At 64.4% G+C, this 21,509-nt stretch carries 25 protein-coding genes; 9 read left to right on the top strand and 16 right to left on the bottom strand.

Translation table 11 applies throughout. The features are described 5' to 3' along the window. Nucleotides 1-257: 257 nt before the first annotated feature. Together ACVMB1_RS40165 and ACVMB1_RS40170 are read left to right on the top strand one after the other, a co-directional pair. Nucleotides 258-1,928, top strand: a complete 1,671-nt coding sequence (locus ACVMB1_RS40165) for an L-lactate permease (RefSeq protein WP_038380167.1) — start codon at nucleotides 258-260, stop codon at nucleotides 1,926-1,928. Between the two features lie 156 nt (nucleotides 1,929-2,084). Further along, entirely contained in the window at nucleotides 2,085-2,501 is a 417-nt protein-coding gene (locus ACVMB1_RS40170; RefSeq protein ID WP_076827544.1) for an META domain-containing protein, read from the top strand. Nucleotides 2,502-2,561: 60 nt separating this feature from the next. Here the strand turns inward: ACVMB1_RS40170 and ACVMB1_RS40175 are convergent, their stop codons facing one another. Beyond that, nucleotides 2,562-3,236, bottom strand: a complete 675-nt coding sequence (locus ACVMB1_RS40175; protein WP_076827542.1) for a hypothetical protein — start codon at nucleotides 3,234-3,236, stop codon at nucleotides 2,562-2,564. 206 nt (nucleotides 3,237-3,442) lie between these two features. Here ACVMB1_RS40175 and ACVMB1_RS40180 point away from each other — a divergent pair, with 206 nt between their 5' ends. Continuing rightward, entirely contained in the window at nucleotides 3,443-4,018 is a 576-nt protein-coding gene (locus tag ACVMB1_RS40180; RefSeq protein ID WP_076827540.1) for a bifunctional transcriptional activator/DNA repair enzyme AdaA, read from the top strand. Between the two features lie 19 nt (nucleotides 4,019-4,037). Next, nucleotides 4,038-4,505, top strand: a complete 468-nt coding sequence (locus ACVMB1_RS40185; RefSeq protein WP_076827538.1) for a PaaI family thioesterase — start codon at nucleotides 4,038-4,040, stop codon at nucleotides 4,503-4,505. A 193-nt stretch (nucleotides 4,506-4,698) separates the two neighbouring features. On the opposite strand, the gene ACVMB1_RS40190 is transcribed toward ACVMB1_RS40185, so the two are convergent. Beyond that, nucleotides 4,699-5,163: an ester cyclase gene (locus tag ACVMB1_RS40190; protein WP_076827536.1), complete on the bottom strand. Its 465-nt coding sequence runs from the start codon at nucleotides 5,161-5,163 to the stop codon at nucleotides 4,699-4,701. 248 nt (nucleotides 5,164-5,411) lie between these two features. On the opposite strand from ACVMB1_RS40190, the gene ACVMB1_RS40195 reads away from it, so the two are divergent. Next, on the top strand, nucleotides 5,412-5,609 hold the full coding sequence (locus ACVMB1_RS40195; protein WP_076827533.1) for a hypothetical protein: 198 nt from the start codon (nucleotides 5,412-5,414) through the stop codon (nucleotides 5,607-5,609). An 18-nt stretch (nucleotides 5,610-5,627) separates the two neighbouring features. Here ACVMB1_RS40195 and ACVMB1_RS40200 read toward each other — a convergent pair whose 3' ends face one another. Then, entirely contained in the window at nucleotides 5,628-6,827 is a 1,200-nt protein-coding gene (locus ACVMB1_RS40200; RefSeq protein ID WP_076827531.1) for a hypothetical protein, read from the bottom strand. Between the two features lie 108 nt (nucleotides 6,828-6,935). Continuing rightward, a complete protein-coding gene (locus tag ACVMB1_RS40205) occupies nucleotides 6,936-7,412 on the bottom strand; it encodes a MarR family winged helix-turn-helix transcriptional regulator (protein WP_057018090.1) in 477 nt (158 codons plus the stop codon). Nucleotides 7,413-7,510: 98 nt separating this feature from the next. Here ACVMB1_RS40205 and ACVMB1_RS40210 point away from each other — a divergent pair, with 98 nt between their 5' ends. Further along, entirely contained in the window at nucleotides 7,511-7,879 is a 369-nt protein-coding gene (locus ACVMB1_RS40210; RefSeq protein WP_076827529.1) for an antibiotic biosynthesis monooxygenase family protein, read from the top strand. A gap of 31 nt (nucleotides 7,880-7,910) precedes the next feature. Here the strand turns inward: ACVMB1_RS40210 and ACVMB1_RS40215 are convergent, their stop codons facing one another. The 3 genes from ACVMB1_RS40215 to ACVMB1_RS40225 all read right to left on the bottom strand — a co-directional run bounded on the left by ACVMB1_RS40215 (nucleotide 7,911) and on the right by ACVMB1_RS40225 (nucleotide 10,410). Beyond that, entirely contained in the window at nucleotides 7,911-8,201 is a 291-nt protein-coding gene (locus ACVMB1_RS40215; protein WP_076827527.1) for a hypothetical protein, read from the bottom strand. Nucleotides 8,202-8,291: 90 nt separating this feature from the next. After that, nucleotides 8,292-9,938, bottom strand: a complete 1,647-nt coding sequence (gene groL / locus ACVMB1_RS40220; protein WP_038388056.1) for a chaperonin GroEL — start codon at nucleotides 9,936-9,938, stop codon at nucleotides 8,292-8,294. A 175-nt stretch (nucleotides 9,939-10,113) separates the two neighbouring features. Then, entirely contained in the window at nucleotides 10,114-10,410 is a 297-nt protein-coding gene (locus ACVMB1_RS40225; RefSeq protein ID WP_018269780.1) for a co-chaperone GroES, read from the bottom strand. Between the two features lie 318 nt (nucleotides 10,411-10,728). Between ACVMB1_RS40225 and ACVMB1_RS40230 the strand changes: the two genes are divergently transcribed. Further along, nucleotides 10,729-11,247, top strand: coding sequence for a hypothetical protein (locus ACVMB1_RS40230; protein WP_026192247.1), 519 nt, complete (start codon nucleotides 10,729-10,731; stop codon nucleotides 11,245-11,247). A 230-nt stretch (nucleotides 11,248-11,477) separates the two neighbouring features. Here ACVMB1_RS40230 and ACVMB1_RS40235 read toward each other — a convergent pair whose 3' ends face one another. The 3 genes from ACVMB1_RS40235 to ACVMB1_RS40245 all read right to left on the bottom strand — a co-directional run bounded on the left by ACVMB1_RS40235 (nucleotide 11,478) and on the right by ACVMB1_RS40245 (nucleotide 12,826). Continuing rightward, nucleotides 11,478-11,756, bottom strand: a complete 279-nt coding sequence (locus tag ACVMB1_RS40235) for a hypothetical protein (RefSeq protein ID WP_141339615.1) — start codon at nucleotides 11,754-11,756, stop codon at nucleotides 11,478-11,480. Nucleotides 11,757-11,945: 189 nt separating this feature from the next. After that, entirely contained in the window at nucleotides 11,946-12,425 is a 480-nt protein-coding gene (locus ACVMB1_RS40240; protein WP_244558799.1) for a hypothetical protein, read from the bottom strand. A gap of 215 nt (nucleotides 12,426-12,640) precedes the next feature. Further along, nucleotides 12,641-12,826, bottom strand: a complete 186-nt coding sequence (locus ACVMB1_RS40245) for a hypothetical protein (RefSeq protein WP_141339601.1) — start codon at nucleotides 12,824-12,826, stop codon at nucleotides 12,641-12,643. 313 nt (nucleotides 12,827-13,139) lie between these two features. Here ACVMB1_RS40245 and ACVMB1_RS40250 point away from each other — a divergent pair, with 313 nt between their 5' ends. Beyond that, entirely contained in the window at nucleotides 13,140-13,583 is a 444-nt protein-coding gene (locus ACVMB1_RS40250; RefSeq protein WP_083715002.1) for a hypothetical protein, read from the top strand. A gap of 901 nt (nucleotides 13,584-14,484) precedes the next feature. On the opposite strand, the gene ACVMB1_RS40255 is transcribed toward ACVMB1_RS40250, so the two are convergent. Continuing rightward, a complete protein-coding gene (locus ACVMB1_RS40255) occupies nucleotides 14,485-15,015 on the bottom strand; it encodes a potassium channel family protein (RefSeq protein WP_244558798.1) in 531 nt (176 codons plus the stop codon). Nucleotides 15,016-15,065: 50 nt separating this feature from the next. After that, nucleotides 15,066-15,842, bottom strand: a complete 777-nt coding sequence (locus ACVMB1_RS40260) for a protein phosphatase CheZ (protein WP_076827745.1) — start codon at nucleotides 15,840-15,842, stop codon at nucleotides 15,066-15,068. A 310-nt stretch (nucleotides 15,843-16,152) separates the two neighbouring features. Between ACVMB1_RS40260 and ACVMB1_RS40265 the strand changes: the two genes are divergently transcribed. Further along, nucleotides 16,153-16,956, top strand: a complete 804-nt coding sequence (locus ACVMB1_RS40265) for a L,D-transpeptidase (RefSeq protein WP_076827521.1) — start codon at nucleotides 16,153-16,155, stop codon at nucleotides 16,954-16,956. A gap of 196 nt (nucleotides 16,957-17,152) precedes the next feature. Here the strand turns inward: ACVMB1_RS40265 and ACVMB1_RS40270 are convergent, their stop codons facing one another. From ACVMB1_RS40270 to ACVMB1_RS40285, 4 genes are all read right to left on the bottom strand, one after another. Next, entirely contained in the window at nucleotides 17,153-18,316 is a 1,164-nt protein-coding gene (locus tag ACVMB1_RS40270; protein WP_229193596.1) for an IS4 family transposase, read from the bottom strand. A gap of 198 nt (nucleotides 18,317-18,514) precedes the next feature. After that, a complete protein-coding gene (locus ACVMB1_RS40275; RefSeq protein ID WP_076825594.1) occupies nucleotides 18,515-19,366 on the bottom strand; it encodes a DUF2076 domain-containing protein in 852 nt (283 codons plus the stop codon). Between the two features lie 129 nt (nucleotides 19,367-19,495). Beyond that, on the bottom strand, nucleotides 19,496-20,338 hold the full coding sequence (locus ACVMB1_RS40280) for a ChbG/HpnK family deacetylase (protein ID WP_076825586.1): 843 nt from the start codon (nucleotides 20,336-20,338) through the stop codon (nucleotides 19,496-19,498). Next, nucleotides 20,335-21,381, bottom strand: a complete 1,047-nt coding sequence (locus ACVMB1_RS40285) for a glycosyltransferase family 2 protein (protein ID WP_057016655.1) — start codon at nucleotides 21,379-21,381, stop codon at nucleotides 20,335-20,337. Before ACVMB1_RS40285 ends, ACVMB1_RS40280 begins: the two co-directional genes overlap by 4 nt. Between the last annotated feature and the right edge of the window lie 128 nt (nucleotides 21,382-21,509).

A 21,509-nucleotide genomic window follows, 5' to 3' on the forward strand; every position in this document is an offset into this window, starting at 1 on the left:
GGGGTAGTCCTCGACTAAAGTCGTAGTTCTGGCATGCAAGCGTTGGCTTGTCCCGGCAATCGAGTCAATCCTAGCATGAGGACAACGGCGAGGGGCGGGGGACCTTCGATTTTTCGCGAGGATGTGAGCGATCCTTACCGATCGTTCATTCGCGAGCCGGGGCTGCAGATTTTCCGACGGACTCCCGCAATCGCACCAGTCGCGCCTGCCCACATGCAGGCCGGCGCGCTGCATAATAATGTGGGAAGGATCCCGAGATGAACACCTGGAATCAAATCTACAACCCGCTGGGCAATGCGGCGCTGTCGACGGTCGCGGCCGCCATTCCCGTGGTCACGCTGCTGGTGCTGATCGCCAGCGGCAAGGTGAAGGCGCACATTGCGGCCATCATCGCCGTGATCGTGACCAACCTGATCACGATCTTCGTCTTCACCATGCCGGCCAACATGTCGATCCGCGCCACCCTGCTCGGCGTGATCACCGGGTTCTTCCCGATCGGCTGGATCGTGCTCAACGTCATCTTCCTCTACCAGGTCACGGTGAGGTGCGGGAAGTTCGAGCTGCTCAAGCGCGCGGTCGGCGGCGTCACCGAGGACCGGCGGTTGCAGCTGCTGTTGATCGCGTTCTCGTTCGGCGCCTTCTTCGAGGGCGCCTCCGGGTTCGGCACGCCGGTCGCGATCACCGGCGCGGTGCTGATCGGGCTCGGCTTCTCGCCGCTCGCTGCGTCCGGCCTGTCGCTGATCGCCAACACGGCACCCGTTGCCTACGGTGCGCTCGGCACGCCGATCCAGGGCCTCGCCTCGGTCACCGGGCTCGACCCCTACATCCTCGGCGCGATGGTCGGCCGGCAGCTGCCGCTGTTCTCGCTGATCGTGCCGTTCTGGGTGGTGTGGGCGTTTGCCGGCTGGCGCGGCATGAAGGAGGTATGGCCAGCGATCCTGGTCACCGGCGTGTCGTTTGCGGTCCCGCAATTCGTGATCTCGAACTACATCAATCCCTGGATTGTCGACATCGGCGCCTCGCTGATTTCGATGGGCGCCCTGATCTTGTTCCTGAAGGTCTGGCAGCCGCGGCAGCTCTGGCTGTCGCCGGCGCTGCGCGGCCGCGATGAATCGGCGGCGACGATGGCCGCCGCACCTCCGCTCGACAAGACGCCGCTGACCCAGGGCGAAATGTGGAGCGCGCTGCTGCCGTGGATCATCGTCTGCATCCTGATGCTGATCTGGGGCAACGGTGCCTTCAAGGCCTGGGCGAACGCCAACTTCGTCTGGAACTATCCGGTCCCCGAGCTCGACAAGCTGATCTTCAAGGTGCCGCCGGTGGCCGCCAAGCCGACGCCGGAAGGCGCCGTGTTCGGCTTCACCTACCTGTCGTTCACCGGCACCGGCATGCTGATCGCCGCGATCATCTCGGGTCTGTTGATGGGCTTCTCGCCGCTCAAGCTGATCGCCGAGTATGGCCGCACCATCCGCATCTGCGCGATCTCGCTGATCACGATCTCGGCGATGCTGGCGATCGGCACGCTGACCCGGCTGTCCGGCGTCGACGCCACGCTCGGCCTCGCCTTCGCGGCGACCGGCGTGCTCTATCCCTTCTTCGGCACCTTGCTCGGCTGGCTGGGCGTGGCGCTGACCGGATCGGATACCGCGTCGAACGTGCTGTTCGGCAATCTGCAGAAGATCACCTCCGAGCAGCTCGGCCTGTCGCCGATCCTGATGGCGGCGGCGAACTCCTCGGGCGGCGTGATGGGCAAGATGATCGACGCGCAATCGATCGTGGTCGCCTCGACCGCGACCAACTGGTACGGCCACGAGGGCTCGATCCTGCGCTACGTGTTCCTGCACTCGATCGTGCTGGCGTGTCTGGTCGGTCTGTTCGTGACCCTGCAGGCCTATGTCTATCCGTTCACGATGCTGGTGCTGAAATAGCGCCACGACGCATTTGGCGAACCAGGAATCCCCGCGAGCGGACAGCTCGCGGGGATTTGCTTTTCAAGCACATTTTCCGGCGTTGCCAATCTGGCCAATCGCGTTCTGCTCCCATAGAAGGGGCCCGCAGTTGCGCGTCGCATTTCGAGGATTGGCATGGTTTCGATGAGGCGAGGTTTGAACGGCGGCATCGCCGCGTTGGCGCTGGTTGCCGCGGCTCTCGGCGCGGGGCCGGCGCGGGCCGAGGAGGAGTTCCCGTTCGGCTTCGTGATGACGCTCGACGCCGCGCGCATGCCGGGCTCCAAGCGGATTCCCTCGATCGAGGTCGGCGACAATGGCGAGGTGATCCTCGAGCTGTGGTGCGACGGCGGCAAGGGCCAGTTCTCGGTGGCCGGCAATACCATCGTCTTCGTTCCCGGCGCGATGGAGAACCGCACCTGCACGCCGGAGCGGGCGCAGGCCGACAAGGATCTGCTGGCGGCGCTCGGCGACATGACGGGCTGGCGGCGGCACGGTGACGAGGTGACCTTCACCGGCAGCAAGTCGCTACGTTTCGTGATCAACAGCAACTAAAGCGTTATCGAGCGAAGCGGGCGGCAGTTCGCGTCAAGGAAACGCGTCAAGACAAAACGCTCAAGGCGTTGCGATCAGTCCGCTTGCGGTGGCGACGATCCAGCGGTTGCCCCAGCGCACGATGGAATCGACCCGTCCGAGGCCGGGCACGACATCGCCGCGCGCGGCCATCTTGACGCCCTCGGGCCCCTCGAGCACGGCGGTGCCGTCGCGGACTTCGACCACCGACCATCCGGGAATGGTGCTCGGCCGCGTCTCCGGCGCCGCCGCCGGCTGCTTCGGCCCCAATGCGGCGGCCTGTGCATTCAAGGTCGTCGGCGCGGCGCCCAAGGCGAGCGGGCGCGGGCTGGCCGGTGTGGTTTTGGGAATGCTGCCGGTGACGACGGGGTCGGCGTTGGACGCGGCCCGGCGCGGGCCCTCGTTCTTTCGGCTCGGCGCCACCTCCGCAATGTGCGGGGCCGGCGCTTCCTTCTGGGCCACCGGCACCGGGGCGGGAGCTGCAAGGTCGTGCCAGTTGGCTCCGCCGGTCCATCCCAGCACGAAGCTTGCGGCGAGTGCGGTCGCTGCCAAGAGCGCGGTGCCGATGCGGTCGGCAAACGGCTCCCGCAGCAGCAGGGCGGCGTCGTGGTTCTCGCCGGTGACATCCCAGAGGTCCGCCGTCTGTGCCGGCGAATGACCCTCCGTCACATCTGTCGGCCAGATGCTCGCAGCGTTGATCGGCTCGCGGTCTTGCATGGCGTGACCTGTGTTCGATGGCGCGAAGCATGATCCTCGAAACTAAATCGAGCCTTAATTTTCGGTGACCGAACTGCGGCGGCACGAAGTCTTTTGGTCGCAGGCCCCGTAGATGCCCGGGTATCTTCCGCATACAGCGGTCGTTTCCGGACGTCGTCTCCGCAAAGCGGGTCGTCGCGGCGCGCCGGCGGGGCTATAGCGGTCGCATGCTCGATTTCGCCGCACAATATGCAGCCTTTCAGCGCCGCGACCCGGCCTGGGACGGCGTCGTGTTCGTCGCGGTCAAGACCACCGGCGTGTATTGCCGCCCGGTCTGCCGGGCGCGCACGCCGCTCGCGCGCAATGTGCGGTTCTATGGCAGCGCGCCGTCAGCCGAGCGTGCTGGCTTCCGGCCCTGCCTGCGCTGCCGTCCCGAGGCGGCACCGTTCTGTCCGGCCTGGAAAGGCACCAGGACCACCGTCGAGCGCGCCTTGGCGCTGATCGAGGAGGGCGCGCTCGACCGCGGCAATGTCGAGGCGTTGGCAGGGCGGCTCGGCGTCGGCGCGCGGCATCTGTCGCGTCTGTTCGCCGAGCATCTCGACGCCTCGCCGCTCCAGGTCGCGCTGTCGCTGCGCGTGCAGCGCGCCAAGCGCCTGATCGACGGCAGCGCGCTGCCGCTTGCGTTGGTGGCGCAGCGCGCCGGCTTCTCCAGCGCGCGGCGCATGAATGCCGCATTCGCAAAACTCTACGGCCGCTCCGCCGCATCGCTGCGGCGCAAGCGGCCAACCGTCGCGATCCAATAAACCCCGATGGAGATCGGCAATGGCCAAGAGCTACGGTACCGTTAGCGCGGAACAGAAGCTTAAGATGAGCGGCCTCGCATTCGTGCAGGGCCTCGCCAGCGGCGCATTGCCGCTCAACACCATCGCGCGGACACTCGGTTATGACGTCGCCGAGGCCGAGCGCGGCCGCGTTGTCGTCACGCTGGTGCCGACCGACGCGCATCTCAATCCGGCGGGCACCGTGCATGGCGGCCTCACCGCGACGCTGCTCGACAGCTGCATGGGGCTTGCGGTGCAGTCGATGCTCGATGCCGGCACCAGCCAGACCACGCTGGAGTTCAAGATCTCGCTGGTGCGTCCGATCACGCCCGACACCGGTCCGATCAGGGCCGAGGGCCGGGTGCTCAATTGCGGCCGTCGCATCGGCACCGCCGAAGGCAGGGTCACCGACGGGAAGGGAAGATTGCTCGCGCACGGCACGACGACGTGCCTGATTTTTCCGCCTTGATGCTGAGTTGCTGTGGAGAGAATGCGCCGGCACCGCCTCGCGAGATGCCGTGCGGGCGCGGCTACATTGGAATCTGTCCAGCGAGCCTGCGCGTTAGAGAGCTTCGATTTCAATGAGCTGTTCGATTGCGTTACCCGAACGCACGAAACGTGCGTTCGGGTAGCCGTGATGCGATCGTCGATGAAGCCGCCGGTCAACCGGCGTAGCCGCTCTGTTCAGGCAAGCGAATGAGGCCAAGCTGGAACATGGCGGTCAGCGCATCTTCCTGGCCGAGCTCCTCGGCGATCCGTCCGTCCTGCACGCGCAGCACGGTGGTGCCGGCGAACGTCATCTTGCGGCCGGAGGCCGCGGGCAACGAGCCGAGCCGGAAGTCGCTGAACGCAGGCCCGGTGTGGGTGCCGCCGCCTTCCCAGCGGCCGACCACGAGGTCGCCTTCCGCGACGAGATCGCCGACGCCCCAGAAATTCAGATCCGGAAACGCCTCACGAAACTCGGTGATGAATTGCGTGACCGCGGCGCGGCCCTTCTTCGGCTCATGCATCGGGTAGTGCACGATAATGTCTGGCGTCGCGAGCTCTTCGATGATGCGCGGATTCCACGGGTTTCCCCAAAAGCCCTCGAACCAGCGGCCTACAACCTTCTTGTTTTCCTCCGACATCTCTTCGTCTCCATTTGCGTGTTGCCGGCATCGCGACCGGCGCGGTGTCGATGCGCGCATTAGGCATTTTGAGATGCGTGTCGGACCACCCGATTTCAGATCGGGCGAGCGATCGAGTTTCAAACGAGATTCCGCTGTGTCGATATGGCGCTTAGCACGGCTTCTCGAGCGTCGTCGCGGAATCGGGAAGCGGGTGGCTCGCGAAAGACGAATGCGAGAATCTGATTGCGATCACGCAGGAGAACATCATGCGCAACTTCGATGCGATCGCCGCGCTGCGCGGCGACGGACTTCGTCCCGAGCTGCGGGCGCTGCTCGATCGCGCTGCGATCGAGCCTCGTTCCGAATTGTTCGTCAGAAGCGACGGGATGCTTCAGTCCGGTCCGGACGCCACCCCGAAGGCGGTGCGCGACAACGTCGTGCCGCTGAAGACGAAGGCGGCTTAACTCACGACAGCGGCGGCCTTACCGCCACACCGACTTGTCGGCGTCCCAGCGCTGGCCCTTGAACTCCTTGAGCAGCGCGTCGATCGCGCCGTTGTCGTCCCTGGTCTCGCTGCCTTCCTCGTCGCTGCTGGAATCGTCGGACAGATTGAGCTTGGCGCCGGCGCTGTCGTCCGATGTCGAAACGGTGGGGCTCGAGACCCACAGCATCAGCCGGTCAGAGCTTCCGGGCTTGTCGGGTGAGACCAGGGCAGTGATCTCGTAATTCTGGGTGAGGCCGAGTGCCGGGTAAATCGCGCTGGGCCGCTTCAGCACCAGCTTGAGCTTGCCGGTGTTCGCGTTCCACGTCGCCGAGGCGGGCTTTGCGGCAAGCGTCTTCGCCAGCACGCCCGCGATCGCGGTTGCCAGCTTGTCATGGTTGAGTTTGTCGCCCTCGCGCCAATCGGCGGCAGCAAAGCGGATGGTGCGGTCCATCTCGACCACCCCGCTGGTCCAGCCGGCCGCGGTCACGCCGGGCGCGGATTTCGCCTTGGCGAGCAGCGCGCCGGCGTGCTCGGGATCGACGGTGAGGTTGATGGTCTGCTCGCCGGAGCGCATCGCATCGCAGGTCACCGCAAGGCTGGAGGTGCCGATCTCGACGGCCTCGCCTTTCAGGCTCTTGAGGAAATCCGCCGCCGCATCGAGCTTCACCCGCACACCGATCGATTCCGGCGAAACGTCGGTGAAATCCTTCGGCTGCGGCGTGATGCCGTCCTCGGTGGCCTGGTTGTCCTGGAATTCCTTCTCGCTGAGATCGGAATTGTCCGTCGAGGCGACCTCGGTCACGGTCTGGCCGATCGTGATCTGGCCGCGGAACTCAAAACCGTCGCCGGTTTGCTTGCGGTTCAGCTTGATGGTGACCGGCTGCTTGTCGGCGACGCTCTGGGCGGTGCCGGAAAGCGTCTGGCCGCTGACGGTCAGGTTGGCGACGAAGCGGTCCTTGCGGTCGGAGCTCTTGTCGGCGGGATAGCAGACGTCGAGCACGGCCGCGGTCACGGTCTTGCCCTGGCGGGTTTCCTTCAGCACGACGTCGGCATTGCCGTCCATCAGGCCGTCGATCGAGGTGAAATAGCGCGTCTCGGGGCCATTGGCGGGAGCCGCCTTCGATTGCAGCTTCATCTGGGCGAGGGCAGGCGCCGAGGTGACGGCAAGACCGAGCAGCAGGAGCGGGAGCGCGCGCATACGATAAGTCCTCGAAGGGCAGAATCGGTTCCGTCGTAACTAGCAAACCTCCATGTCATTGGCCAAAAAAGAAGGCCGCCTAACGGCGGCCGCGCGCCGCGATCGCGGTCATGTGCGTTCGTCAGGTTCCTCGCCGCCCTCCAGTCGGCCGCGCAGCACCGTCACGACCCGGCTCACGGTTTCGAGGTCCTTCATCGACAGCCCGTCGGCGAGGCCGTTCACCCAAGGCAGCTGCAGGCGCATGGCCGCGTCGAAGCTTTGCCGCCCCTTGGCGGTCAGCACGACGAGCTGGGCGCGGCGGTGATGCGGGTTGGTTTCGAAGGCGACGAGCCCGTCCCGTTCGAGGTCGTTGACGATCCGCTGCACGTTCTGTCGGGCAGCGCCGAGGTCGCGCGCCAGCCATGCGACCGGTTGCGGGCGCTCTGTGGCGACGATGGCGCCGAGGATCTGCCAGCGCGCGCTGGTCAGCCCGAGCCCGGCCACCAGCCGGTCGCCTGATGTGAACAGCAGGCTGTTGAGCCTGAACAGGTCGGGAATCAGGGTGCTCAGGGCTTCACCCGCCGGCGTTCGTTTTGCATTCGGCATTTGTCACCATATAAACGCATTGACACCATGATGTCAATTTCTGTATGTATCCATCAGTCCGGAATGACATCATAACACCATATCGAACGGAGCCAACCATGCCGCAGATGCGCCCCCTGGACCCCGCTTTCCCGATCGACCGCCAGCTCGCGGTCGATGCCAGCAACGTCGTGCTCGTCAACCTCTTCACGCTCGATGCGGCCGACGAGGACACGTTTCTCAAGGCCTGGCAGGACGACGCCGCCATCATGAAGCGGCAGCCGGGCTTCATCTCGACCCAGCTGCACCGCGCGCTCGGCGAGAGCCCGGCCTATCTGAACTACGCGGTCTGGGAATCGACCGCCGCCTTCCGCGCCGCCTTCATGAACCCCGAGTTCAGGGCCAAGCTCTCGGCCTATCCGGCCTCGGCGGTAGCCTCGCCGCACCTGTTCCAGAAGGTGGCGGTGCCGGACATCTGCGTGGCGTAACGGACTGTCAGGCCGTCGCGTCAAGGATCGCTCAGCTGTGCACGAGGATGCCAACCCCAAGCGTGGAAGCAGCGGCCAGAAACGAGATGTCCAGAAATCGCAACGGCGCTTTTGGACGATGACCGGCAGAACCCGAAATGACGTAATAGACGCCATAACCCACGCCGAGGACGACAAACGTCAGCGTTTGCCTGAGCCAGAACGTCAAGACGACCGCAAGATCATCGAGGCTGTCCAGGGCATAGGCGCCGAGCGCAAGCAGTGCGCCGATCGCGTAGAACAGCACGAGCGTTGACGTCAGTGATTTGGCGTCGCGGGACATCAGATGATCCTTGCATCCCGATCGTAATCAAACTGCAAAAAAGAAGGCCGCCCGGAGGCGGCCTTCGATCTCGATAGGGATGGGGGAGGCTTAGAAGCCGCCCATGCCGCCCATTCCACCCATGCCGCCGCCGCCCGGCATTGCCGGCGCCGCGTCCTTTGGCAGTTCGGCGACCATGGCTTCGGTGGTCACGAGCAGACCGGCCACGGAGGAGGCGTCCTGCAAGGCGGTGCGCACCACCTTGGCGGGGTCGATGATGCCCTTGTCGACCATGTCGACATAGTCCTCGGTCTGGGCGTCGAAGCCGAAGGTCTCCGACTTGTTCTCGAGGATCTTGCCGACCACGATCGAGCCCTCGACACCGGCGTTCTCCGAGATCTGGCGGACCGGAGCTTCGAGCGCCTTGAGCACGATGTTGATGCCGGCCTGGACGTCGGCATTCGGGTTGGTGAGCCGGCCGACCGCCTTCTTGGCGCGCAGCAGCGCGACGCCGCCGCCCGGCACGATGCCTTCCTGCACCGCGGCGCGGGTCGCGTTCAGCGCGTCCTCGACACGGTCCTTCTTCTCCTTGACCTCGACCTCGGTCGCACCGCCGACCTTGATCACCGCAACGCCGCCGGCGAGCTTGGCGAGGCGCTCCTGCAGCTTCTCACGGTCGTAGTCCGAGGTGGTCTCCTCGATCTGCGCCTTGATCTGGCCAACGCGGGCGTCGATGTCCTTCTTCTTGCCGGCGCCCTTGACGATCGTGGTGTTCTCCTTGTCGATCACGATCTTGCCGGCGCGGCCGAGCATGTTGATCGTGACGCTCTCGAGCTTCATGCCGAGGTCGTCGGAGATCAGCTGACCGCCGGTCAGGATCGCGATGTCCTCCAGCATCGCCTTGCGGCGATCGCCGAAGCCCGGCGCCTTGACGGCGGCGACCTTGAGCCCGCCGCGCAGGCGGTTGACGACCAGGGTCGCCAGCGCCTCGCCCTCGACGTCCTCGGCGAGGATCAAGAGCGGACGGCCCGACTGCACCACGGCTTCCAGCACCGGCAGCATGGACTGCAGGCCGGACAGCTTCTTCTCGTGCAGCAGGATGTAGGCATCCTCGAGCTCGGCGGTCATCTTCTCGGCGTTGGTGATGAAGTAGGGGCTGAGGTAGCCGCGGTCGAACTTCATGCCCTCGACGATATCGACCTCGGTCTCGAGCGACTTGTTCTCCTCGACGGTGATCACGCCCTCGTTGCCGACCTTCTGCATCGCCTGCGCGATCATCTTGCCGATCGCGGCATCGCCATTGGCCGAGATGGTGCCGACCTGGGCGACTTCGGACGAGGAGGCGACCGGCTTGGCGCGCTTCTCGATGTCCTTGATCACGGCCGCGACCGCGGTGTCGATACCGCGCTTGAGGTCCATCGGGTTCATGCCGGCGGCGACCGACTTGGCGCCCTCGCGGACGATGGCCTGCGCCAGCACGGTCGCGGTGGTGGTGCCGTCACCGGCGGTATCGTTGGTCTTGGAAGCGACCTCGCGCAGCATCTGCGCGCCCATGTTCTCGAACTTGTCGTCGAGCTCGATCTCCTTGGCGACGGTGACGCCGTCCTTGGTGATGCGGGGAGCGCCGAAGCTCTTCTCGATGACGACGTTGCGGCCCTTGGGGCCGAGCGTCACCTTCACAGCGTTGGCGAGCACGTCGACACCGCGCAGCATGCGGTCGCGGGCCTCTCCGGCGAATTTTACGTCCTTGGCAGCCATTGGTTTGAACTCCTGTCAGTTTTGAGAGACGCGCTTGCCGTTTCCGCGCTCGTCATCGCCGGGCTTGACCCGGCGATCCATCGCCTTGGTAAGAACTCTTCGGAAGCGTGATGGATGCCCGGATCAAGTCCGGGCATGACGATGCGAGTGGTGCGGTCGCGCGGTTGAATGGCGATCAGGCCAGCACGCCCATGATGTCGGACTCCTTCATGATCAGGAGCTCCTGGTTGTCGAGCTTGACCTCGGTGCCCGACCATTTGCCGAACAGCACGCGGTCGCCGACCTTGAGGTCGATCGGGATCAGCTTGCCGGCCTCGTCGCGGCCACCCGGGCCGACGGCGACGATCTCGCCCTGGGACGGCTTCTCCTTCGCCGAGTCCGGAATGATGATGCCGCCCTTGGATTTCTCCTCGGCATCGATACGCTTGACCACGACGCGGTCGTGCAGGGGGCGGAAGGTGGATTTAGCCATGACGTTCCCTCTTGGAGGCTCGGTTTCAGGTCCGGTTCATCGGGACCGGCGTTGGATGCCGGCCCGGTCGGCGCTGGGCAGGACGCCCGACGCTCTTAGCAATCGTGGTGCGAGAGTGCTAATTGTGGGCCGGGAAATATGGCCTGGCGCAGTTTCTGTCAAGCAAACGGGTTAAGGCCTTGGTGAGGCCAATATAGGATGGTGGACCAGAAACCAAATCGTAGCGATGACGTAATTTTGTCAGACGTCATTGCTCCGTCTTAAGTTTTACGCTTGGCTGCAGGACGGGTGCGGCCGGGACATAGTCGGGGGATGCATATGATCAGGTCATTCAACGCGCGATTGGTCGCACGGTTCGCGGCTGTTTCGGCGCTGACGACACTCTTGGGGGCGTGCGGCAGCATGAGCCTGCCGTCGTTGTCGTCGAACCCTGAGCCGGCGCCAGCCGAGCCGGGGGTCGCCCCCGAAATGCCCGCGAGCATCCGCGCCGACGAGATCGTCGGCCGCTGGGGTCTCGCCTCGTTCCAGAATCCCGCCGATCGCGCCCGCACCGAGGCCGCCGCGCGCGGCCAGTGCAAGCAGCCTTACGTGATCGGCGCCGGCCAGAACGGCGGCGTCATCATGCATCTGGCCGACCAGGCCACCCCGCAGGAACTGCGGCTGAAGGGTTCCCCGAGTGGCAAGAACTATATCGGCCCGCCTGGACCGACGCCCGGCGAGCAGGACCGCGAGATCGTCTCGTTCGACGGCCGCGTCATGATCACCCGCTTCGTCGACAAGGACGCCGGGGTCCGCTACGGCAACATGGTCTATGTCCGCTGCGCGCCAAGGGCGTAACGGCGGGACTTCGAGCGATCTGCCGACATAGCGCCGCATAGTCGGCGCACCTCTCCCCCTGTGGGAGAGGTCGGATTGCATCGTCAGATGCAATCCGGGTGAGGGGTCTCCCTCCGCGAGTGACCCTTTCGAGATTTGAGTAGGCGACGACAACCCTCATCCGGCGCGGATTGCATCCGCGCCACCTTCTCCCACAAGGGGAGAAGGGAAGGAGACCCGCAAACACGGCCTTATCGCCGCACGCCAACCCGATTGACGCCGCCATTCAAATTGCCGCCCGCATTGTGGCGGACCGCAGCGCGCGCCACCGGACGAGGCCTGAGCACAACGCCTGCCCGTGCCACGCAGCCTGCCGGATAACCGACATACGTGCAGTAAATCACGGCGTTGGCCGGTGCTGGACTGAGAGCGGCGCCTGCAAACCCCAACATCAGGCTCGCCGCTATTCCCGCAACCGTCACTGACTTGGTTGGAAAAATGTTCGTCCGACGCATGGTGATCCTCCTCATCGCACGTGAACTGAAGGTGATGGAGCCCGCTTCAGATGCGGCCCAAGGTATCGTCAGTGGCAAAAGGGGGAGGCGATGTTGACGTAGATCAACGCCGCGCGCGACCCGTCGCCGCGTGGGATTGATCTGCTTCATCGTGAAAGAGGGCGGCTCAGGGAGCCGCCCTCTTGCGCTGCCGTTGCGCCGGCTTCACTGACAGACGTACATGCGGCCGTCAGCCATCTTGGTCATCGTGCCGGGCTCGCAGCCGATACCATTGGCTGCCTTGTACTCCGTCCATCCGGCATATCCGTAATACGGACTGATCCTCTGGTAGGCTCGTGCCGGATAGTAGGGCTGGCCAAAGTAGGGATCCGTCTGGGCGGCATACGAATTGGTCCAATCGTTTGTGCCCCAGCCGGAATAGGCCGGCGCGGTAGCGGCGGCCGCAGCGACCGCTGCCGTAGCGGCGACACCCGCGCCCACCCCGTACCCGTACGCGGCGCGCCGGGTCTGACGACGCGCGACGCCGGCGACGCTCACGGGCGTCAGCGGCCGGCCCACACGCGCCTGGGCACTTTCGACCGACGCCGAAAGACCGCCCCGCTCGGACCAGGTGATGGAGAACAGTGTCGCACAAGCGATAGTCGAAAGCGCAATTGCAGTATTTCGGACAATTCTTTGCGTCATGTTCAATCTCCAGTGTTGAGTACTCCAGTGGCTCCGCCCCAATCAGTGATCCGGTAGCAAGGCGCACGCCATCAGCGCGATTGAAAGAAGCCCGGCGCTCATCGTCGCACCTTCAAAGACGACCTCGCGCTGTGCTTACCGGCGGTTGGCTGTCCTCACCACAAGCTCAAACGCTCGCTTCCACCACGCGCCGCTTGTTGCACTTGCGGCGATTGCTATTGCGATACGAACTGCTTGCCAATTTTTAATAGGAGGCTCTGCACGTTGGTCACACGCAGCGAGCCGGCCGCGAATGTATGATCCGGCGCTGGACCAAAATGCGAATCCTCGCGCTGGGCGACCGGAATGATTCCGGAAGTCCCATGCAACCGGCACCCAATGTTGGCTCCCGGCATACGCATGACAATTTCCCTCACGCAGTAATATGCACCCGCGACAACAAACCTGCCAGCGGATTTGCAACCGTCGACGCTGGCACAAGATGCATGTTGTCGAGACGGAGGATCGGACTGATTCATCCTTGTCGCGATACTGTTGATCTATGTCAAAGGTCCTGAAGTTCTTGAATGGGACGCTGGTGTCGACCACGCGCACGTCAATGCGGTCTCGTCGGCCGGTAGCCGCCTGACGCGGTGCTGAGCCATGCTTCAGCGCAGATGCGTGCCCTTGGGCAAAGAAGCCTGGCGATGTGCACAATGGCGGATGGAGCGATCCATGCCAGTGGCGCGGTATTTCCTGTATATCGGCGGAGTGCTGCTCGCGCTGCTATTCCTTCTGGATGCCACCATCCCCAATTCTCCACTGGCAAAGCAGCCTGACTCGAGTCGTCCGACCATTCGCATCCGTTCGATGGAAAAGCTGCCCGACCTTGTCGTTTACGACACCAGTCTCCCGACTATCGTTCCTGAACAGGTCGCGGAAATTCCTGCTCCAGCCGCGGCCGAAACTGTCGGGCCTTCCCCGATCGTTCGCGAGCGGGAAGCGTTTGCCCAGATGCAGAAATCCGAAATCGAGCGGCCAAAATCGTCGGGCCGCAAGGCGAGGGAAGCCAAGCCGCCTCGGAAGTATGCCCATGCCAGGAGATACGCGCCGTCACCTTATGCGCATTTTGCGGAGCGACGTCCGCGATATGGGTGGTTCGGCAACTTCATCTGGTGATCAGGTAGCATATGCCTGCGGTGAGGGGACGCATGCCTGCGAGCCTTGACGCAAGTCAAGGCCGGGCCTTTCCATCGCTATGGAGTGGAGCTGTGGTGCCTCAAAGGATTAAATGGAGGAACACAATGATCCGCTTGTTTGCTGTCTTTATCTTCGCTTTGTGTGTTGGAGCACCTGCGCAAGCCATGACACCCGCGCCGCTCCCCCAGACGGAAACAATGGCAATACCGGTGGCCGTCGGCTGCGGTCCGGGCCGGACGCGTATCAATGGTGTATGCGTAGCAAGGACGACCGTCCGTCAAACTCGCCGAGCCGTTCGCAGATGCGTGCGCTGGCAGGGAGGGGTCTGCGCCTTGTATGAATGAACGACTCTACTGGCGTTCAGGTCGCGACTGGGCGCCAGTACTGTAGTGCATCCGGTCGAATGCCGCTTCTAAATCATCCATGACAATCAGCGGCGACAATCCGTCGGGCCTGCCGTGCCTTACTGAGCTTCGAGCAACAGGACGGTCAACAGCAGGATCGGCCAGAGCGCGCTCGCAGCCAGAGTGATGCGGAGCACCACGTCACCGCTCGACGGTTCGACCCATCGACGCCTGAGCTGACGAGGCAATTTGCTCGATTGAAATGCGCGTTGTGGTTGGCGAGCCGATCCGACTTTTGCAGCGCCGATGGGAGGTGCCGCGGCTCGATGTCGCAGCAAGCTCTTCTCGTCATAGAGGACGTGATTTGACGGGTTCGGTTTTAAGCACCCGGGTGCCATGAACGATCCCTTCCATCGGGCACCTAATCTACGTCGGAAAACTTGAAGGCGATAGGGCGGTTTGTGCCAAGGGAGCGAGGCTCGGTCGCCCGAAGCCCGAAGTAGCGCGAGCCGGGTTCGCAGCGTGAAATACAAGCCTTATGAGCCCTGGCCTCTCAGTTCGAGCGTAACGAGCCTCGCCAGCAGCGTGGCCGGGTAAAGCTGGCCGATCACGCTCTCGACATTGCACAGGCTGCGCGCTAGCGGGTGCACAGGGATGATGTCCCCGTAGCCGGTAGAAGTGAGCGTGACGAAGCTGAGATAATAGACCGAGTTCGCAGGGGCTGAGTCATCCTCGAAATTCATTCCCTTGAATGCGTCCGGAAACCACAACCCGAGGAAGACGAATAGCGTCCCGAAGCCGAGCCCGATCAGCAGATACAGCAGGGCCGCGCCGATGATCCGATGATAGGTGACGCGACCGCGCCGGAATACGGCGTGCGCAACCACCGCTCCGAGCGCGAGCGAGATGGCGAGCCAGCCGGCAGCCAGTATGGCGATGTTGTATGGCGACGGAGGATAAAGAATGCTGCGATTGGTAAGTCGCCTTGACCGATCCGACGCGTTGCGACCATCGGCTTGCGCGGAGGGCGAGGCGGCGATCCTCGCGGGAGTTGCACGATCGCTCAAACAAAACGCCGGCCCGAGGGCCGGCGTTTTTCGTGTTGATCTGACGAACCTCAGTTGAACATCGCGTCGATGTCGTCCTGCGAGGCGTGGCCGGCGTCGCCGTCGAGCTTCGGACCGTTGAGCAGGCGGGCATCGCCCTCGCGGGTGTCGACGATCGCCGGGACGTGCGACTTGATGGCGTCGACGCCGCCCCAGATGTTCATCATCTCGTTGATGTGCTGTTCGATGAACTTCATCGTCTGCATCACCTTGCTGATGCGCTGGCCGGTGAGGTCCTGGAAGTTGCAGGCCTCGAAGATCGAGACCACACGCTCCTGAATATCTTCGCTGAGCCGCTTCTGCTGGTCGGGCGTGACGTTGTTGGCGAGCGCGGACGCGGCCTGGTCGATCGCCTCCACCGCCTCGAGGATCTGCTGGGTGGCCTGTTCGGTGCCGCCGACCACGGCGCCGAGCTCGCCATTGACCTTGGCCATCTCCTCGCCGTTGAAGCTCTTGCCGTGCAGCACGGCGATCTCGCGCTTGGTGCGGCTGATCGCGTCGTGAATCAGGTCGAGCTCGACCTTGAGCTTCTCGCACTGTTCGACCTGCGCACGGTAGGTCTCGAGCAGCGCGTGGGTCTCGGCGACTTCGCGGGCGACCGCCGCATCGACGCTGTCGCCGGTGCGCTGTGCCGGGGCTGCGGCCATCTGGGCGCGGATCGAGCGAAGCTCGGCCATGATCTCGCGATGCATCGGACCGAGATCGGCGCCGCCCGTAACATCCGGCTCCGGCATCACAACCTCGCCCATCGCCTGCTCGACACGAAAACGCTTGCGCTTCACTGACATGATTTTCATTCCCGCCCCTTCACTGAAGTCCGTTCTAGACAGAGCGGATTTAACGTCAGGTTCACGCCGGAACTGTTTGCGCGGATAGCGCGCAAGCGCGGCGATACCGGCGATTAACCATGCTGCCGCGCCGTTCACGCAAAATAAACGCTGTCGGGGAAAACCGCGCTCCATTGCCGATGTGGTGAATCGAAACGGCCGATCCGTTTACCAAACCGATGCGGTTTTCATTGCTTATTGACCACGTGCAACGGCGCAAAGTCGGCGCCGCGCGCATCACGTCACGACGAAACCAGTACAGAGTACGTCGATGTTCAGGAAAACCACGCTTGCGCTGCTCGCCGGCGCTTCTTCTCTTATTGCCGTTCCCCATCACGCCATGGCGATCGACGCGGCAGCGCCCGCCGGGCCCGCCGTCATCTATGCCAATCAGGGCGCTCCGCAGCCGCCGATGCGCACCGCCTATGTGCAGCCGCAGCGCTCCAACATGGGCGGCGGCTTCATCGAATTCCTGTTCGGCGATGCGCCGTCGTCGCAGGGTTATTCGCCACAGCCGTATCAGCAGCAGCCTGGCTATTATGGCAACCGTCAGCTGCCGCCGATGGATCCGCAGCAGCAGATGCTCCGGCAGCAGGAAGAGGCCGCGGGCGATCCGGCGCAGCGTCCGTTCGATCCGAGATACGAGAAGCAACTGGTCGACTATAGCGGCAAGGAAAGCGCCGGCACCATCGTCGTCGATACGCCGAACAAGTTTCTCTATCTGGTGCAGGGCGACGGCCGCGCGCTGCGCTACGGCATCGGCGTCGGCCGGCCCGGCTTCACCTGGGCCGGCGTCAAGACGATCTCGGCGAAGAAGGAGTGGCCGGCCTGGACGCCGCCGCCGGAAATGCTGGCGCGCCGTCCCGATCTGCCGCGGCACATGGAGGGCGGCCCGGAAAATCCGCTCGGCGCCCGCGCGATGTATCTCGGCTCCTCGCTCTACCGCATCCACGGCTCCAACGAGCCCTGGACGATCGGCACCAACGTCTCGTCCGGCTGCATCCGGATGCGCAACGAGGACGTCATCGACCTCTACGGCCGCGTCAATGTCGGGGCCAGGGTCGTTGTGATGTGAAGTTGTAGCCCGGATGGAGCGAAGCGAAATCCGGGACAGCGAGCCGCACGATGCGTCAACCTCCCCTTGAAAAGGGGAGGTCGCTTTGCTCAACAGAGCAAAGCGGGTGGGGATCATCTCTCTCCACGAGCAGCGGCGTTTGTGGCTGACCCCCATCCCGACCTTCCCCCTTTCAGGCAGGGGTGTCCGGGGAAATTCAGGCATAGCGGAGCTCCATCTGGTCAGGTGAGATGGTTGATTTCCGACGGCTGGGGTTGATGGGCGGAGGTTTGTCGATGGCAGCGAGGGATCGACGCGTGAGCAGGAGCTGGCCGACGAGTTCGGCGAACCTGAGCGGGAGCATTTTGATGCAGTTGGTGTGAGCGGCGATGCGCAGCAGCAGGTAGGCAATCATCGCAGCGAGCACCTGAAGGCGGATCGCGTTGTCGTTGGCGCCGAGGAACTTGCGAATATCGAGATGCTGCTTGATCCAGCGGAACAGCAGCTCGATTTGCCATCGGCTCTTGTAGAGGGCGGCGATCTCGACGGCGCTACGGGCAAGGTCGTTGGTCAGGAGTGTGATCTTGCCGCCTTTCTCGCGTCTGATCTTGATGCGGCGGAGCGGGATTGGAAGGCGCGAATCGCCCTTGCTGGTGAGCTTCACCTCGTCATCGGCAAGGATTTCGAAGCCATCCCCGTTACGCTTGCGGATGGCGCGATGCCTGAGCGAGCGAAGACGGATGCTCGTCTTCGCCCGGGTAACGAACAAAGCCTTGCTATCATTGATCTTCTGCCACCAGTCGAAACGGCAATAGCCCTTGTCAAACACATAGGTGGTGGCGGGCTGGATTGGGGTCTGTCGGCCGATCTCGATGTCATTGACGTTCGCGGCCGTCATCTCGACGCAGGTCGGGACATCGCTCCTTGGGTCGTAGACGACATGCAGCTTCATGCCGCGGATGCGGCCGTTCCACGTCGCCCAACTGCAGACCTTGCCGAGCGGGATCGGACTGGCGTCGATCAGACGCACCATCTCCATGCCTTCACTCCGCAGCTGGCGACGCGCCATCGCCGACAGCGCCGCAAAGGTTTGCGCGAAAATGCCGATCGGACGGCGGGCATTGGCATCGGACAACGTCGAGCGCGACAGCTTGCCGGTTCCCAAGTGATAGTGATGCTGCGAATTGGCGTTGAAGCCAGTCACCACCCCGCGCAGACTGCTGTTGCCGCTAAGCTGGGCATAGATCAGCGCCACCAGATGATCCCAGCTCCTGAACGACTTGTCGTAGGCATCCCCGTCCAGACGATCCACAACCGTCTGAAACTGCCGTCGATTGATCGGTTCAAGCAGCCTTCCAAAAATGCTACCGCGATATCGCATGCTCGGCCCTCTGTGTCTCGACAACCAGAAAAGACCGATTTGCCTCGGTCCTGCCGAGCATGCACCGCGACACAGTGAATCATTCCCCGGACACCCCTGCCTTTCAGGGGGAAGGAGAACAGCTTCCGCCCAGGCTACGACTGATCAAATGAAAACGGCCGCTCGATGGAGCGGCCGTTTGTGTTTCAGGTGAGACGCTTACGCGTAATTGCTGTCGTCGCCGTCGCCGCCGCCGTCGAAGCCGTCGTCATCATTGTCGAAGTCGTCGGCGTCTTGATCATCGTCACTGTCCCGGTCGGCCTGCGCTTGGTCGAACGCGCCGGCGCGCGAGCCGCTGTCGCGGTTGGAGCCGATGTCGTTGACCCCGGCGTCGCGCGCGAGGTCGCTCGACGACTGGTCGCCGCCCCAGGGACGCGAACCGCCGCCGAGGCCGGCGGCATCGGCCATCGACTGGTGGCTGCCGCCACCCATCATGCCGCGGATGCTGGAGAGCAACAGTCCGCCGCCGACCACGCCGGCCGCGGCCGCCGCCGCCGTGCCGAGGAACGAGCCGCCACCGCCACCCGGCGCGCCGCCGAGTGCCGGCGGCTGCGGGCCGCCATAGCCCTGGCCGTAGGGTTGCGCGGGCTGGCCGTAAGGCTGGCCATAGCCGCCGCCGGCCTGCTGCATCGCCTGGCCCGAGTTCCAGACCGGGCGGCTGCCCGGATCGCGGCCGCCCATGTCGGGTGCCCGCACCGGCGGCACCGAACCATGCTGCTGGCCCTGTCCGCCGAAGATCGCATCGCGCATCGAATCGAGGAAACCGCCGCCCTGCTGCTGGGCTGTCTGCTGCTGGCCGACCGCGGCCTCGAGTTCCTGAATCCGGTCATGGGCGCGCTTCAGCGCCTCGTCCTGCACCAGCGCGGTCTGCACCAGCGCGTAGACCGCATTCGGCGCGCTGCGCAGGCCCTGCATGATCGCGGACATGGCCTCGCCGTCGCGCGGGGCATTCTCCAGCTTGGCGAGCCGGTCGAAGAGATCGTCGATCAGTTGGCGTTCTTGCGGTGTCATGGCGTTCTCCATCGCGTCGATCGAATCGGCGCGTCCGAGATGTAGGACGGGGTTTGTGGCGCAAGGAGTGGGGGCCAGAATTAAATTTATGTATGCGACAATACGACCGGCGGATTCCTATGAGCCTTGTCAGGCCAGTGTAACTTTATTCAGGGCCAGCAGCGCGGGGAAATCGTCGCCTGCGAGATAGGCACGCTCGATCTCGCGCTGCGTCGTCAGCGGGTCGAGGCTCTTCAGCGTTTCGTCGACGAAACCGGGATGGCACATCACGAGTCCGTCCTCGGGCATGCCGTCGAGGAAGCCCTGCATCAGCGCCGCGAAATCATTGCCGCGCGTAAAATCATAGGCGCCGGCGAAGGCCGGATTGAACCGCAGGCCTGCTCGCTGCGCCTTGATCCGGAACTGCGTGCTGAGCACGTTCAGCACCAGCGCTTTCGGCGCCGCCAGCTGGCGCGCCAGCGGGCCTTCGCGGCCGCACTGCCGCACCCAGGCGCCCGGCGCGCGCTCCTTCACGGCGCGCAGGAAGCCGTCGCGCACCTGCGGGAACAGCTGCGCGTGCTGGTGACCGTCGACGAAGTCGGGTGCGCGGCCGAACAGATCATGGAAGGCGTCGAGCTGCGCCAGCACCTCGGCATGGACCAGTTCGGCGTCGAGCCGATGCATCAGCCCGGCGCGCAGCAGCCGCGGGAAGGGCAGGAACATGTCGCTGTCGAGCGGGCGGAAATGCATCGTCAGCGGCCGGAACGGCGCGGTCAGCGTCACATGCAGCCCGATCGCGCAGCGCGGGCTGTTCGCCACCGACGCCGTGAGTGCGCTGGCCGCATCGCGGCCGATCGCCGGCGTCACCGTCATCACCGACGTCGCATTGAGGCGGCCGCGCTCGATCAGGTCGCGGATCGCGCGGTTGACGCCGTCGCTCAAGCCATAATCGTCAGCACACAGCCAGATCCGGCGCGGCGTATCGGTGTTCATTCCGCGGCGGTCCGCTCGGAGGCATTTTGCGCCGCGCCGCCGTCGGCGTGCTTCTCGGTGTGCTCGGCGACGAAGTAGATCGGCCGCGCCTTCAACTCGGAGAGGATCTTGCCGATATATTCGCCGACGATGCCGATCATGATCAGCTGCACGCCGCCGATCGTCATCATGCCGATCATCAGCGACGGATAGCCGGGGACCTGCTTGCCGGTGGTCAGCACTTCCCACAGGATCGAGAGGCCGAACAGGAACGCTACGCCGGCGAGCAGCGCGCCGAGCAGGCTGGCGAAGCGCAGCGGCGCCACCGAGAACGAGGTCAGGCCCTCGATCGACAGGCCGATCAGCCGGCCGGCATTGAAGGTGGTGACGCCATGCGCGCGCGGCGCCGGCTCGTAGTCGACGCGGATCTGCCGGAAGCCGATCCAGCTGGCGAGGCCCTTGAAGAAGCGGTTGCGCTCCGGCAATTGCCGCAGCGCCGCGGCCGCGCGCGGCGACAGCAGACGGAAGTCGCCGGCATCCTCCGGGATCTGCTGCCGGGCGCCCCAGTTGATCAGCGCGTAGAAGCCGCGCACGGCCAGCCGCCGCGCGGCCGATTCATTGTCGCGATGCGCCTTCGCCGTATAGACCACGTCGTAGCCGTCATCGATCCAGTGCGCGACCAGTTGCTCCACCAGCGTCGGCGGATGCTGGCCGTCGCCATCCATGAACAGCACCGCGCCGCGGCGGGCGTGGTCGAGGCCGGCCATCAGCGCCGCCTCCTTGCCGAAATTGCGCGACAGCGACACCACCTGCAGGTCGAGCCCGTCGGCGGGCAGGCCGCGCGCGATCATCAGCGTGTTGTCCGCGCTGCCGTCATCGACATAGATCACCTCGCAGGCGAGGCCATAGCGGGCGCGCAGCGTCCTGGCGAGGTTGATCAGCCGCTCATGCAACGCAGCAAGCCCGGCCGCCTCGTTGTAGACGGGCACGACGATCGACAGACCCTGCCCGGCGGCGGTCTTGGCGGTCGTGGTCAGGCTGGAAACGTCAGAGCCCAGCATCATCGGTCAGGTTCCAGAACTAGAGCGTTTTCGAGCGAAATGACCTTCCGCCTCGCACGAAGAAACCGCGTCAAAACGAGAGATCCCTCGAACACAATATGGTACCGCAGGGTAGCTGTCGCCAACATGAA

Source organism: Bradyrhizobium sp. USDA 4504 (assembly GCF_054063995.1).